Here is a 15,453-nt window from a genome sequence, read left to right as displayed (position 1 = left end):
GCGCCCATCCCCGCACCAGATATTGAACGTAATAACATTTAAGCGTCGCGCATTATTTGATCACTACTCCGCTATTACCACCCGAAACTTATTATGGTAAACAACATGCCCGTTAGCCTGGACGTAGGGTTGAATAGCATGGGTGATGGCATCAATTACAGCATCAAAACCGGCATGTTCAATAGCTTTGGCAACAGGGCCGGCAGATATAAGTCCCTTGATTGCTGTATCAGCATCCAAATAATCCCACACGGCATCCACATCATCTTGCCGAATAATTTTAAAACCCGCATCTTCCATAATGCGCTCTAACAAACGGTTCTCTGATAAGGCGAACGGACCTCCCGCGCCGGGTGGCGATGGAGGTAACAGGCTCCCTACGGCCTTTAAGTAAGATGCCGCTTCGCAATCCTCTTTATTGCCCCATATCATCGTAACCAGTTTACCACTTTCTTTTAGCACCCGCCTCGCTTGTAGGAACGCGTTGCTGCTATCGGCAGCGTATTGGAATGAATTAAACCCGCATACCACATCAAAAGCATTGTCTGCAAAGGGCAAGTCTTCCATTTCACCGCTTAAGAAAGTAGCGGATGGGGCCCGTTCTTTAGCTTGCTCAATCAAAGGTTCAGACGCATCTATACCCGTAACATCCGCACCTGCAGCAATAGCCATACTGCTAAACAACCCCGAGCCGCAACCTACGTCAAGGAGTTTTGTGGCACCAGATAGTTGTAAATGTTGCAGCGCGTATTCATACCCTGCATTACCGGTTTGCTCCTGTATAGTAGCCCAGTCTTTAGCCCGCCGGCCCCAAAACTGCCCTTGTATAATTTGTGAACCCATGGGTGTAATTTACTAATAATCAGTAAAAAATCAGCAGCTAAATAATTAAAAGCGCCGGTATGCAGCGAGTTGATTTTTTTTAAATAAATGATGATTGACTGACACTGCGACGGAAAATCCGTTATACTTTTGTCTGACGTTAATGTCAAACAAAAACGTCAGACGGAGATTTATATGGCAATGAGAGACAACGGTACAGAACAATTAATAAAAGATACTGCAAAAAGGATATTTTTCGCAGAAGGCAAAACCAATGCTACCACGCAGGATATTGCCGATGCAGCAGGGGTTACCCGCACCCTGGTCAATTATTATTTCCGCTCCAAGGATGTACTTTTTAAGCGGGTATTTGACGAGGCCATGATAGATACACGTAACCGTTTCGATGAAGTGCTGTCGGCCCCGCTGGCATTCCCAAAAAAGGTCGAAAAGTTTATCGATGTCTTTTATAATGAAGCGCTCAAATTTCCATACAAGGAAGCTTTTATGATCAGCGAAATCAATTCGCATGAATTTGCCCTTAAACAAAAGGAGGCACCAGAGGCCCTGAAGATCTTTTTGCAGGACATTAAAAAGGAGATGGACAATGGTACCATCAAAAAAATGAAGCCGATGAATTTTATGCTTAACCTGTTCTCGCTGATGGCTTACCCGCTGCTTACCCGGCCCTTGTTCCAACGGACGTTCGAGTTGACAGATACCCAGTATGAAACGTTGTTAAAAGACCGTAAAAAAATGATCCTTGAAATATTGATGCCCTAAAATTTTTTATCCCAAATTTGACGAAAATGTCAAACAATTCTGTTAATCACAACAATAAACATATACTCATGACTCATTATCTTAAACAAATAAAAATGGCAGCATACCCGGTTGTAACCGGCTTAACGTTGCTGGTGCTATCATCATGTGGTGGTGGCGATAAACAGGCCGGTGCCCCGGGTGCCGGTGGGCCGCCGCAGGTACAAAGTTACCCGGTATTTAGCATTACACCGCAAAATGCAACGCTCAATACAGATTACCCAGCCTCGTTGCAGGGCGAACAGAATATAGAGATCCGCCCGAAGGTTGACGGTTTTGTCGACAAGATATTTATTGACGAAGGTTCGGTTGTTAAAATAGGTCAGCCTTTGTTTAGTATAAAAGCACCTCAATACGAGCAGGATGTACGCAACGCGGCAGCCACCATCAGCAGTGCCGAAGCAGATGTTAGTGCGGCCCAGTTACAGGTAAACAAAACCAAACCACTGGTAGATAAAGACATCATCAGCCATTTCGAGCTCGAATCTGCCCAATATACTTTACAGGCCCGCAAGGCCGCCTTAGCTCAGGCTAAAACCACGCTGGCCATAGCCCGTACCAATTTGGGGTATACCAATATTATTAGCCCCGTAAACGGCGTAGTAGGCAGCATCCCTTATAAAATAGGGAGTTTGGTGAGCAGTACCAATACCCAACCTTTAACCACAGTATCCAGCATTGGCCAGGTATATGCCTACTTTTCACTTAACGAAAAACAACTGCTGGATTTTTCGCGCAACGTGAAAGGTAAAACCCTTAATCAAAAACTGGCCAATACGCCTGCCGTTACCCTGATATTATCTGATGGCAGCACCTACCCGGAGCCCGGCCGTATCAAAACCATTAACGGGCAAATCAATACCGAAACAGGGGCCGCCAGTTTCCGCGCTACCTTTCCTAACCCGGTTGGCTTGCTCAGGAGCGGCAGCAGTGCATCGGTGCGTATCCCGCAGCAAATTAAAGATGGCATACTGGTGCCGCAAAAATCTACCTATGAATTACAGGGTAAGCGTTTTATTTACCTGGTTGACCAAAGCGGCGCAGTAAAAAGCACCGAGATTGAGATCATGGACAAAACTGCAGGCCAGTATTTTGTAGTTACCAAAGGCCTCAAGGCCGGCGACAAGGTGGTTTATGATGGTACAAGTTCCCTAAAGGATGCTACCAAAATCAAATCTGAAGAAATGCCTGCCGACAAGGTTTACCAGGACCTGAAGTAACAAGATATACATCTCCCTATCAACTCATTCAACATAAACATTTATTATGTTACGTACATTCATAGAACGACCGGTACTTTCAACCGTCATATCGGTCATCATAGTTATACTCGGTGTGCTGGGTTTAACCTCCCTGCCCATCTCCCAATACCCGGAGATAGCCCCGCCAACGGTACAAGTTTCTACATCTTACCAGGGTGCTAATGCCGATGTGGTCATGAACAGCGTTATCGTGCCTTTAGAGGAACAGATAAATGGTGTAGAGAACATGACCTACATGACATCTACCGCCAGTAACGATGGTACCGCATCCATAACCGTATACTTTAAGTTAGGCACCAACCCCGATCTTGCTGCGGTAAACGTGCAAAACCGGGTTTCAAAGGCTACCAGCTTGCTGCCTGCCGAGGTAACCAAAGCAGGTGTTACTACCAGTAAACGGCAAAGCAGTATGGTGATGATATTTTCGCTATACAGCGACAACAAATCTTTCGACCAGACCTTTTTACAGAACTACGCCAATATTAACCTGTTGCCGCAGATCAAACGTATAGAAAGCGTAGGTGATGCCAGCGTTTTCGGTACCAAAGATTATTCGATGCGGATATGGCTGAAGCCGGATGTGATGGCCACCTACGGTTTGGTGCCTGATGATATCAACAGCGCCCTGGCCGAGCAAAATATTGAGGCTGCGCCGGGTAAATTTGGTGAAAACAGCAATCAATCTTTTCAGTACACTATCAAGTATAAGGGCCGCTTAAAAACCCCGCTCGAGTTTGAGAACATCGTGATCCGTACAACTACAAACAGCCGTTTATTAAGGCTTAAGGATGTTGCCCGAGTTGAGCTTGGTGCACAAACATACTCCGGTAATAGTAAAACCTTTGGTATGCCATCTATCGGTATCGCCATTAACCAAACTGCAGGCTCTAACGCGCACGAGCTGATCAAGCAATTAGAAACTACGATTGAAACGGCTTCCAAATCATTCCCCCCTGGTGTAAAATATGAATCGCTTTTAAATGCTAACGACTTTTTGGATGCCTCTATCGAAAAAGTGATCCACACCCTTATCGAAGCCTTTATCCTGGTGTTTATAGTAGTATTCATCTTCCTTCAGGATTTCCGCTCTACACTCATCCCTGCCATTGCAGTGCCTGTGGCAATTGTAGGTACATTCTTCTTTTTAAATCTGTTTGGCTTTACCATTAACCTGCTAACGCTTTTCGCGCTGGTGCTGGCTATAGGTATTGTGGTAGATGACGCCATTGTGGTGGTAGAGGCTGTGCATGCCAAGCTGGATAACGGCGCCCAATCGGCCAAAACAGCCACAATCGACGCCATGAGCGATATCAGCGGTGCCATCGTATCTATCACCCTGGTTATGGCTGCGGTGTTTGTGCCGGTATCATTTATTACAGGGTCTGCCGGGGTATTTTATAAACAGTTTGGTTTAACGCTGGCCATAGCTATTATTATATCGGCAGTAAATGCGCTAACATTAAGCCCGGCGTTGTGTGCTTTATTATTAAAACCGCACGCTGCCGATGAAAAACATAAAACCACTTATCTGCAACGCTTTTACGATGCCTTCAACACCTCTTTTGAAACGGTAACGGGTAAGTACAAAAAGTCGGTTAACTTCCTTATCGGGAAGAAATGGCTCGCCATAGCCGGGATTGCCATATTTGGTGTGATATTCTGGTTCCTGATCAAAACCACAGCATCGGGCTTTGTGCCGAATGAAGACCAGGGCGTTTTATTTGCCAACATCAGCTTACCGGCAGGGTCGTCACTGGAACGCGGTGCTGTTGTGGCCGAACAGGTTGATAATATTATCAGAAAACTGCCTGAAGTGCAATCAACCCTGCGCATCACCGGGCAAAACTTTATAGCGGGAGCAGGCGGCTCTTATGCTATGGTGGTTATTAAGCTAAAACCGTGGGATGAGCGCAGCGGGAAGGGCCAGGACATTACCAGCCTTACCGGTAAGCTTTTTGGGATGACAGCCGGCATCAAATCAGCCCAGATCCTGTTCTTTGCACCGTCAACCCTGCAGGGCTTTGGTAACAGTAACGGTTTTGAGTTTCAGCTGCAGGATAAAACAGGCGGCAACATTAATAATTTCAGTGAAGTAAGTACCAAATTTTTGGCTGCGCTTAGCCAGCGGCCCGAGATCCAGTATGCAACAACATCATTCAATACCAATTTCCCGCAGTACCAGGTAGATGTAAACGTGCCTAAAGTTAAAGAAGCCGGTTTAACCGTTACATCTGTATTAGGTACGCTGCAAGGTTACTACGGTGGTTTGTACGCGTCTAACTTCAACGAGTTTGGTAAACAATACCGCGTAATGATACAAGCCGATGCCAGCTATCGCGGCACGCCCGAAAGCCTGAACAATATTTACGTGCGGAATGCCAATAATATTATGGCACCGATATCTGAATTTGTAACCCTGACAAGGGTGTATGGCCCGGAAGCGATCAATCGTTTCAACCTGTTTACGGCTATTGCTATCCAAGGTTCGCCTAAGCAGGGCTACAGCTCTGGCGATGCCATTAAGGCAATTGACGAAGTAGCAGCGAAAACACTACCTGTTGGCTACAGCTATGAATACTCCGGCCTTACCCGTGAAGAATTAGCGGGTGGCAGCCAAACCGTGTTTATTTTTATGCTGTGTTTAATATTTGTTTACTTCCTGCTGAGTGCGCAGTATGAAAGCTATATCCTGCCCTTTGCAGTATTATTGTCCCTGCCCATTGGTTTGGCCGGTGCATTCATTTTCGCCAAGGTTTTTGGAGTAGAGAATAATATTTACCTGCAGATCACGCTCATTATGCTCATCGGTTTGTTAGCCAAAAATGCCATTTTGATAGTGGAATTCGCTGTTGCCCGCAGGCGGCACGGTTTAAGTATTGTGCAGGCCGCTGTAGATGGTGCAATAGCCCGTTTGCGCCCCATCCTCATGACGTCCTTTGCCTTTATATTAGGGCTGGTTCCGTTAATGATCGCTTCTGGAGCGGGTGCTGTAGGTAACCGTTCTATAGGTACGGGCGCCGTTGGCGGGATGCTCATCGGTACATTGTTCGGCATCTTTGTAATCCCTGTGCTCTTCATCATCTTTCAAACCTTACAAGAAAAGGTTAGCGGTAAACCTGTTGTGGCCACAACAGAAGCCGAGGCAAAATCTAATTAATCATCACACCATGAAAATTACAAATCATAAATATTTATTCGGATTAGCAATTGGGGGCTTACTCATTTTTGCATCATGTAATGTGAGCAAGAAATATGAACGGCCTGCTTTAAATGCCGATAAGCTATACCGTGATAGCCTGGCTGCCGACACCATTTCTATGGCTAACATGCCATGGCGGTCGCTATTTTCAGATACTACCCTGCAAAACCTGATACAGGAAGCGATAGATCATAACCTTGACCTGCAAACCGCGGTACTTAAAATAACCGAGGCGCAGGCTACTTTACAGCAAAGCAAAATGGCTTACCTGCCAACCTTATCGGCAGGCATCCAAGCTACCAAGGCTAAATCATCGCAGGCGGCGCTTAACTTCCCGGCAGGGATTGGTATCAACTTAAACACCACCACTTACCAGGCCAGTTTAAACGCCAGCTGGGAAATAAACGTTTGGGGGCAACTAAGCAGCCTAAAACGGCAGGCATTAGCCAATTTTTTACAGAGCGACGCTTCTAAACGGGCGGTACAAACCCAGCTGATTGCTGATATTGCCAATAATTATTATAACCTGCTGGCTTTAGACCGGCAACTGGCAATAACAGAGCAAACCATAAAAAACCGCATTACGGATGTAGAAACAATGAAAGCGCTGAAAGAAGGTGCGGTTGTAAACGGTGCTGCCGTGGTACAAAGCGAGGCCAATCGGTACGCTGCAGAAGTATCCCTGCCTGATATTAAACAAAGTATCCACGAGACCGAAAACGCCCTGTGCATATTATTAGCGCGTGCGCCCGGCCCGGTCAAAAGGAACACGCTGGCCGCACAGCAACCTGTGGCCGCACTAAACGTGGGGCTATCTGCACAATTGTTGCGTAACCGGCCAGATGTACAGTCTGCCGAATATGCGTTCAAGGCGGCGTTCGAGAACACTAACGTGGCGCATTCCTATTTTTACCCGTCATTCACCCTTACCGCATCCGGCGGGTTATCAACTTTGCAGTTAAAGGATTTTTTCAGTAACTCCATCTTTTATAACCTGGTTGGCGGGTTAACCCAGCCCATTTTTAATAAGGGGCAGAATAAAGCCCGGTTCAGGATAGCCAAGGCGCAGCAGCAGGAGTATCTGAACAGCTTTCAGCTTAGCCTGATCACGGCGGGGCAGGAAGTTTCAAATGCCTTATATTCTTATGAGAATGCGGTAGGCAAACAGCAGATCCGTACCAAGCAGATCCAGTCATTAGAAAAATCGGTAAGCTTCACCAAAGAGTTATTACGGTATAGCTCGGCCACCAACTACACGGATGTGTTAACGTCCGAGCAAAGTTTATTAGCGGCGCAACTCAGCGGCGTTAGCGATAAATTGCAAGAGTTACAGGCCATAGTGAATGTGTATCGCGCATTAGGCGGCGGCTGGAAATAAGGTATAGGAAATTATTAACGATCCTGACTGATCGGTAATATAAAAACCCCATTAGGGTAACTGCAACAGTTGCCATAATGGGGTTTAAAATTGATAGCTATTTTGCTGATTGTAAAATGGTGATGACTCTTAGTGTGAAAGCTAAACCATTAATCAGTGGCGAAAATTCTGTAATTAATTAAGCCCACAAAATTATAACGATCGCATTAGTTTAGCGGTATGGTAAACCAAAAAGTACTTCCCCGGCCAACGGTACTGTCAACACCAATTTCACCACGATGGCGTTTGATAATGTCAGCGCATATGTAAAGACCAAGCCCCATGCCGGACGGATGCTTTTCAGTATGACCTGCGCGATAGTAGCGGTCGAAAACATGTGGTAACTGGTCAGCGCTTATCCCGCTTCCTTTATCGCTTACAGAAACTTTTAAATAATGGTCCCCCTCAGCTAAATCAAGCTCAATTTCTTTAGATTCGGGTGCATATTTTACTGCATTATTAATCAAATTAACCAGCACCTGCTCCAGCTTTGCTTCATCTGCCTCAATTTCTATAGCATCGTTACCACATACCTTTATCGTATGTTTACCGGTTAATAAATATTCACTGCAGTCTTCAATAAGCTTTCCTATTCTAAATTTTGTTTTATTCAAGTTAAGCTGCCCTTGTTCAATACTGGTAACATTTAAAAGATTGGTGATTAAGCTATTCAGTTTCTTCGCATTATTATTTGCGGAGTTTAGCATTTTATCAATAACCGCATTGGGCTGATTATCGCTTTTAACTACCCGTTGCAAAAACTGTAAATTTGCAGTAAGGCTGGTTAAAGGTGTTTTTAATTCATGGCTGGCTATGCTGATAAATTCATCCTTTTGCTGCTGAAGCAACTTTTGATCATGAATATCTGTACAGGTACCAAACCATTTGATGATCGTACCATACTGGTCTAAAAAGGGTGCCGCCCTGCCCAGCACCCACACATATTCACCGGTAAATTTTCTTAACCGGTACTCGATCTCGTAAGGCTCGCCTGTGTCAAGCGAATGCTGCCATCTATTCCTGGCTTTAGCCTGATCGTCAGGATGAAACATCTGGTTCCAGCCATCTCCGCCGGTATGGTCAAAATTCGTTCCCGTAAAATCGTACCATCTCTGGTTATAATATTCATGCTGCCCTTTGGCATCTGTTATCCAAATCATCTGGATAATAGAATCGGCCATTTGCCTGAATTGCTTTTCGCTTTCTTCAATGCTTTGTTTGGCAATTTCCTGCTCGGTAACATCTATAATACTACCAATATACTCTGTTGTATAACCATCAAAAAGATGGGGCGACGCTTTCATCATAACCCAACGGGTTTCACCGTCGTTCCGCAACAATCTATATTTTGTTTCATATGCCGTTTTGGCCAGCATAGCCTCATAGAATAAATCACGCTGAGTGGCAATATCATCAGGATGAAACGCCTGAAGATGCCCTGACCCTAAACTGGCTTCCAGCGACAGGCCGGTAAAATCAGACCAGGCCTTGTTTACATACTTACATGAGCCTGCTACACTGCGCCATATCATAAACGGGCTTTCATCGGCCAGCCCTTTAAAATATTGTTCGCTTAACTTTAAAAGTTGGTTCTCTGTCATGTCTAAAACAGCGTGTATGATATAGGCTGTTTTACCCCCTATGATAACCGGCTTGTTTACCGGCAACCAATACTTATCTGTAAATTCAGTTGTGCCGGGTGTGGCAACCGCCCATTTTTGAACATGCATTTCCTGGCTTTCGCCGGTTTCAATCACGGCTTGTAACGAAGCAGATAAGTTTTTAACTCCGTCGGCATCGGGGTCGTTGGGATTATCCGAAAACACTTCAAAAACTCCTTTGCCTATAATATCTTCCCTTTTAGTTAGTGTGGTTAGGTTATATTGCCCACTTACTTCTACAATTGTAAACCGGGGGGCGTCAGGTAAAAGAATTAAATAGTTACCCGGAAGTTGCCTGATAATGGCCAGCATGGCCTCCTCATCACTAATTAATGTATAGTTCAAGTGCTAAATTATTTACAGCAAATATAAAATTTAACAGTTTAAGTTAAAATGCAGTAATACAGTGGGTAACTATACATTTCGGTATCAATAGCCCGCGATGTAACAGACTTAAGAAATCGTTGTAACGCAACACCACCCCTCACGGGCGATACTCGCGCAAGATGAAATTACACGCTACAGGATTAATTATCCTAACCCACAAGTGCCCTGACATAATCACCGGTAAAATCATCACAGAAATGCACAACATTACCTAAATGGGCAAACTCATTTGCAACATGAGTAGTGGTCAATACCACGGCGGCCATACCGGCATTTGCGGCACACTCTACACCTTTGGGGGTATCTTCAAACACAGTGCAATCGGCAGGTTTTACGCCAAGCAATTGCGCCGCTTTTAAAAAAGTTTCGGGATGGGGTTTGCTGATGGTCACGTCGTCAGCACTTACAATGGCCTTAAAGTATTGCCGGATGTTTAAGTTATCGAGCACAAAATCAATATTAAAGGGTATCGCGGCAGATGCTATCGCCATTGGAATATTATGCTTGTGGGCCGATTCGATAAAATCCTGCAAGCCCGGCAACAAGGCCAAATGGGGCAAAAAGGCCTGCTGGTAACGCCGTTCCTTTTCCAACGAGATCTGCTGCATCTCCTCTTCCGTAAAACGCCCCTCACCAAATAGCCTGATCAGCACCTCGCTGTTTTTGCCATACATCTGCTCCTTTACCTGTGCATAGGTAAAGTTAGCGCCCAGGTCGGTATTCATAATATCCTGCCAGGCCCGGGTATGGTACTCCATATCGTTGATCATGGTACCGTTCAAATCAAAAATAAATGCTTTCATAAGTGCCGAAATTTAGGCAAAATTATTCGGCGCAAATCATCCGCCAAATCAATTTATAATTATAGTATCGAAATTAATTTTTATTTATAATTGTATAATGTACATTTATTAAATGTAGCCGCTACCTTCCAAGCGGTTTGCATTGAGCTTACGGATCAATTAATCAAAAATAAAGATGAAAATCTTATCTGCTGCCGCTTTTGCCCTGCTATCGGTAACGGCAATAAACACAACCGCTGTTGCTCAAAATAAGGATTACCCTATTCAGCCGGTATCGTTTACCAGCGTACATGTGCATGATCATTTCTGGGAACCTAAAATGGAGGTGAACGCGAATGTGACCATACCGTACACGTTGCAGCAATGCAAATTAAACGGCCGGGTAGATAACTTTCTGCGGGCCGCCGGGCAGTTAAGCGGCGATAAACTGAGCGATTTCCCGTTTGATGATACGGATATTTACAAAGTGATCGAGGGTGCATCCTACGCTATGCAGGTTAAAAAGAACCCGAAGCTCGATAAATACGTCGACTCGCTGATCACCATAATCGGCGCAGCACAAGAAAAAGACGGCTATCTGTATACCTTCCGCACCGTGAAAGCCGCTAAACCGCATGAGTGGATTGGTGCTAAAAGATGGGAAAAGGAAGAAGAGTTGAGCCATGAGTTGTATAATTCGGGGCATTTGTTTGAGGCCGCTACGGCCCATTACCAGGCCACGGGCAAAAAAAACTTTCTCAATATCGCCATAAAAAATGCCGACCTGCTGGTGCGTGTTTTCGGGCCGGGCAAGTTGCAGGAATATCCCGGCCATCAGATTGTAGAGATCGGCTTATCAAAAATGTACCGGGTAACCGGCAACAAAAATTACCTGGATCTGGCTAAATTTTTTCTGGACGTAAGGGGGCCTAAAGGCGACGCTTACAACCAGGCCGATAAACGGGTGGTAGATCAGCATGAAGCCGTAGGGCATGCGGTAAGGGCTGCGTATATGTACACCGGCATGGCCGATATCGCCGCGCTCACAGGCGATACCAAATACCTGACAGCCATAGATGATATCTGGGATGATGTTACGGATAAGAAACTTTACATCACGGGCGGCATTGGTGCCACAGGTAACGGCGAGGCTTTTGGTAAGGCTTATGAACTGCCTAATATGTCGGCTTATGCCGAAACCTGTGCAGCGATAGGCAATGTGTACTGGAACAACCGCATGTTTTTACTGCATGGCGACGCCAAATATATCGACGTATTGGAGAGGACCTTGTATAACGGCTTGCTCTCCGGAGTATCGTTGTCAGGCAATAGGTTCTTTTACCCAAACCCGTTGTCGTCCATGTTTCAGCACCAGCGAAGCGCGTGGTTTAGCTGCGCCTGCTGCATCTCCAATATGACCCGCTTTTTACCATCGGTACCGGGCTATGTATACGCAAAAAACAATAACGACCTATACGTAAACCTGTTTATGACCAGCACGGCTACCGTACCGCTCAAAACCGGTAAAGTAACGGTAGAACAAACCACTGAATATCCCTGGAAGGGAAAAGTGGATCTGGCAATTACACCCAACAAAGCTGCGCAGTTCACCATGCGGATCCGAATCCCCGGCTGGGCAAAACAACAGCCCGTACCCGGCGATTTGTATTCGTTCAATACAAATAATACCCTTCCGGTAACTTTGCTGCTGAATGGGAGCCCCATGAACTATCAAACCGAAAAAGGGTACGCCGTGGTAAAAAGGACCTGGAAAAAAGGCGATAAGCTTACTTTGCTGCTGCCTATGCCTGTGCAGAAGGTGTTAGCCAACCCCAATGTGAAGGATGACCGCAACCGCTTTGCATTTGAAAAAGGCCCTATCATTTATTGCCTGGAAGGCCCGGATAACAAAGATAGCCTTGTACAAAACATCATGATTGCCCGCAACGCCTTGGTAAAAACGCAATATCGCGCGGGTTTGTTAAACGGGGTCGACGTAATTACAGTTAAGGGGGTAAGCACCAGGCGGCAACTCAATTCCGACTCGCTGATCAAAACCGAGCAGGACGTTACGGCAATACCCTACTATGCCTGGGCTAACCGCGGCCCCAGTGAAATGACCGTTTGGATCCCCTACGAAAACAACGCGGTTACGCCCAAGCCTGCGCCAACCATTGCCAGTTTAAGCAAGGTATCGTCGTCATTGAAAAATACGCGCATGTTCAACGCTATTAAAGACCAGTATGAACCTGCCGACTCCAAAGACACCAATTACCCTTACATGCATTGGTGGCCAAAAAAGAATACGACTGAATTTGTGCAATATGATTTTGATAAGCCGTATACCATTTCATCATCGTCGGTGTACTGGTTTGATGACGGACCTTGGGGAGGCTGCCGCATCCCGGATAATTATAAACTGTTTTATAAACGCGACGGCCAATGGGTTGAAGTTAAAAACACCACGCCCTACCAAAACGAGAAAGATAAAATGAACATGGTTAAGTTTGAACCGGTTAATACAACAGCCATTAAAATGGAATTGCGCCTGCCTGCAGATAACGCAACCGGCATTCATGAATGGGTGATCAAATAAATCCCCCGGCTTTGATAATTGCCGCTACGGAATCATTAATTTGCACGATTATCAGATCCGGCGATGTTTGAAGTCCTGTTTGCTCATATTCTACAAAAGGTTTCGCTGACGGATGAGGAACAGGAAACGGTACGCACCTACTTTACCCCAAAAAATCTCCGGAAACGGCAATACCTGCTGCAGGAGGGTGATACCTGCAAGTATTTATCTTTTGTAGCTAAGGGGTTGCTGCGGTCTTACAATGTAGATGAAAAGGGAGACGAGCATATGAATTTGTTTGCCTGGGAAGGTTGGTGGACATCGGACATGCACAGTTTTTTTACAGGCGAGAAGGCCGTAATTAATATCGATGCCATTGAAGATGCCGAACTTTTACTGATCACTGCCGAAGCGTTTGAAGAAATGACTTTAAAGGTGCCTAAGATGGACCGATACTTCCGCATCCTTTTTCAAAACAGCCTGTTCACCAAAGAGCGCAGGCTCATTAGTTCTGTCACCCATACCGCCGAAGAAAAATACATCAGCCTGATGGAAAGTAACCCGGCACTTGTGCAAAGGGTGCCTCAGAATCTGATCGCCTCTTACCTCGGCCTTGCGCCCGAAACGTTAAGCCGCATCAAAAAAAATATTGCCCACCGCAAATAACAGGCTTAACATAATAATTGTATTTGTTGATTTAGATCAAGAGCCGTTAACTTTTGCAGGGGTATCTTTGTGGCATGTCAAATACAAAACGGCCAAGAGTACTCATTACCGGGGCAACCGGGCAGGTAGGTAGTAAAACCATAGCCAATTTGCTTTCAAATAAGGAGCTTGAAATTATAGCGGCGGTACATTCGCCCCAAAAAGTGGCGGCTTTTAATGCCCGCGGAATTGAGACCGTTATCCTTGATTTTGATGATGAAAGCACTTACACGGCCGCGCTCCAAGGCGTCGACAGGCTGTTGATCGTTACCGGTTACACGGTTGATATGTTAAGGCAAAGCAAAGCTATCTTAGACAGCGCCAAAAAAGCAGGGGTACAGCATGTGGTGCATTTAGGCGCCTGCGGCCGCGACGACACTACCGTTGCGCACTGGGCCTGGCACCAGCTGGTAGAACGCTACATTGAATGGGCGGGCTTTTCATACACCCATTTACGCCCCGAAACCTTTATGCAAAACATATTGAGTTACGGCGGTAAAAAAGCTATTGAAAACGGCATTATCCATGCTTATGTAGAGGGCGCCAGATTAAGCTGGGTGGATGTTGATGATGTAGCAAAAGTGGCTGCCTTAGCGCTGGCGTATCCCGAGAAACACAGCGGGCAAACTTACCGGTTAGGTTATGACGCGGTGACGTTTGATGAAATGGCAACCATGATGACCGCTATTATTGGCAAACCTTTTAGATATGAGCCTTTAGCGCCCGAAGTGTTTTTACAATCGATGATCGATGCCGGGGCAGAGATGGCTTACATGGGTTGCGTATATGAACATTGGAAACGGTACGCCGCCGGTACCATCCCCGGTGCCGACGATACTTTTGACAACTTTGCCCAAATTACAGGAGAGCAACCCGTAAAAATGGCCGACTTTATTAAAAAACATCAGGCCGAACTGGACTACTAATGCCGCCTATTTATCAGTAGTTCCCTTTGTAGTGGTTCAGATATTCGCGCGGGGAAACGCCGGTAACATCTTTAAAGATCCGGTTAAAATTGGTGATGCTGTTAAACCCGCAGCCGTAGGCTATCATAGCAACGGCCTCATCTTTACCAGATGTTAATTTTTTGCAGGCCTCATTTACCCGCAGTTGGTTTAAAAAAGTAATAAATGTGCTGCCCGTATGCTTTTTAAAATAACGGCAAAAGGCGGGTGGGGTTAAATTTGCCTTGTGCGCAATGTCGTCAAGGGTGATGGCTTTATCTAAATTATGCATTACATAATTGTAAATATTACTGATCCGGATGCCCTCGTTTTCGCTCACCTGGGTTAGGGCTGCGGCTGATAGCGGAGTAAATTTACTGTTAAACTGGTATAAATTGGTTAGCAATTCTATAAAACGTGTTATCCGTTCCGCGTCTGTCGCTGTTTGAATAGCTAAAATTAATTGAGATACAGCGGTTACGTAAGTCGCCGGCAATTTAAAACCACCGCTGTGCTGGCGTATGAATGCCAGCAAGCTAACCATTTCGGGCAGTTGAAACAGGGGTGCCAGGTTGCCGTAGGGGTTAAAGAACACCATTACAGATCTGATCTGCTTATTACTTTCGGCAGAGAAATAATCGGGATTACTCTTAAAAAGGTGCGGCTGATTAGCACCCAGCAAGAAGATATCGTTGGAATTAAACGTATGGATATCTGTACCGGCAATTAAGGTACCTTCTCCCTCTAATATCCAAATCAGCTGTGCCTCGTTGTGCCGGTGCAGGTACGGATAAAAATAAGGCATCGCATCCTCCTGCACAATAACAGATTGATCGTGCGCTACCGGTATGGTAAATTCAAGTACATTCATTTTCAT

At 45.6% G+C, this 15,453-nt stretch carries 11 protein-coding genes; 7 read left to right on the top strand and 4 right to left on the bottom strand.

The window, feature by feature from the left end; genetic code table 11:
• Positions 1 to 63 precede the first annotated feature (63 nt).
• Positions 64 to 843 (bottom strand): class I SAM-dependent methyltransferase, encoded by a 780-nt coding sequence (locus IDJ76_RS14030; RefSeq protein ID WP_191163964.1) that lies wholly within the window; start codon positions 841 to 843, stop codon positions 64 to 66.
• A 174-nt stretch (positions 844 to 1,017) separates the two neighbouring features.
• Between IDJ76_RS14030 and IDJ76_RS14025 the strand changes: the two genes are divergently transcribed.
• From IDJ76_RS14025 to IDJ76_RS14010, 4 genes are all read left to right on the top strand, one after another.
• On the top strand, positions 1,018 to 1,605 hold the full coding sequence (locus tag IDJ76_RS14025; RefSeq protein ID WP_191163963.1) for a TetR/AcrR family transcriptional regulator: 588 nt from the start codon (positions 1,018 to 1,020) through the stop codon (positions 1,603 to 1,605).
• A gap of 68 nt (positions 1,606 to 1,673) precedes the next feature.
• Positions 1,674 to 2,864 carry an efflux RND transporter periplasmic adaptor subunit gene (locus tag IDJ76_RS14020; RefSeq protein ID WP_224746326.1) on the top strand — a complete coding sequence of 397 codons (1,191 nt, stop codon included), beginning with the start codon at positions 1,674 to 1,676 and terminating at the stop codon, positions 2,862 to 2,864.
• Between the two features lie 46 nt (positions 2,865 to 2,910).
• Positions 2,911 to 6,063 carry an efflux RND transporter permease subunit gene (locus IDJ76_RS14015; protein ID WP_191163961.1) on the top strand — a complete coding sequence of 1,051 codons (3,153 nt, stop codon included), beginning with the start codon at positions 2,911 to 2,913 and terminating at the stop codon, positions 6,061 to 6,063.
• 10 nt (positions 6,064 to 6,073) lie between these two features.
• Positions 6,074 to 7,483 carry an efflux transporter outer membrane subunit gene (locus IDJ76_RS14010; protein WP_191163960.1) on the top strand — a complete coding sequence of 470 codons (1,410 nt, stop codon included), beginning with the start codon at positions 6,074 to 6,076 and terminating at the stop codon, positions 7,481 to 7,483.
• A 206-nt stretch (positions 7,484 to 7,689) separates the two neighbouring features.
• On the opposite strand, the gene IDJ76_RS14005 is transcribed toward IDJ76_RS14010, so the two are convergent.
• On the bottom strand, positions 7,690 to 9,528 hold the full coding sequence (locus IDJ76_RS14005; protein WP_191163959.1) for a sensor histidine kinase: 1,839 nt from the start codon (positions 9,526 to 9,528) through the stop codon (positions 7,690 to 7,692).
• 191 nt (positions 9,529 to 9,719) lie between these two features.
• Positions 9,720 to 10,373: an HAD family hydrolase gene (locus IDJ76_RS14000; RefSeq protein WP_191163958.1), complete on the bottom strand. Its 654-nt coding sequence runs from the start codon at positions 10,371 to 10,373 to the stop codon at positions 9,720 to 9,722.
• 175 nt (positions 10,374 to 10,548) lie between these two features.
• Between IDJ76_RS14000 and IDJ76_RS13995 the strand changes: the two genes are divergently transcribed.
• From IDJ76_RS13995 to IDJ76_RS13985, 3 genes are all read left to right on the top strand, one after another.
• A complete protein-coding gene (locus tag IDJ76_RS13995) occupies positions 10,549 to 12,948 on the top strand; it encodes a glycoside hydrolase family 127 protein (RefSeq protein WP_191163957.1) in 2,400 nt (799 codons plus the stop codon).
• A gap of 63 nt (positions 12,949 to 13,011) precedes the next feature.
• Positions 13,012 to 13,593, top strand: a complete 582-nt coding sequence (locus tag IDJ76_RS13990) for a Crp/Fnr family transcriptional regulator (protein WP_191163956.1) — start codon at positions 13,012 to 13,014, stop codon at positions 13,591 to 13,593.
• 74 nt (positions 13,594 to 13,667) lie between these two features.
• The gene (locus tag IDJ76_RS13985) at positions 13,668 to 14,558 is read left to right on the top strand and encodes an SDR family oxidoreductase (RefSeq protein WP_191163955.1); all 891 of its coding nucleotides are present in this window, start codon (positions 13,668 to 13,670) and stop codon (positions 14,556 to 14,558) included.
• Positions 14,559 to 14,571: 13 nt separating this feature from the next.
• Here IDJ76_RS13985 and IDJ76_RS13980 read toward each other — a convergent pair whose 3' ends face one another.
• Complete coding sequence (locus IDJ76_RS13980; RefSeq protein ID WP_191163954.1) at positions 14,572 to 15,447, bottom strand: AraC family transcriptional regulator; 876 nt, start codon at positions 15,445 to 15,447, stop codon at positions 14,572 to 14,574.
• Positions 15,448 to 15,453 lie beyond the last annotated feature (6 nt).

This window comes from Mucilaginibacter glaciei, assembly GCF_014773245.1.
GTDB classification, from domain to species: domain Bacteria; phylum Bacteroidota; class Bacteroidia; order Sphingobacteriales; family Sphingobacteriaceae; genus Mucilaginibacter; species Mucilaginibacter glaciei.
The sequence above is the reverse complement of the archived record's forward strand: the minus strand, read 5'-3'. Positions and strand labels throughout refer to the sequence as shown.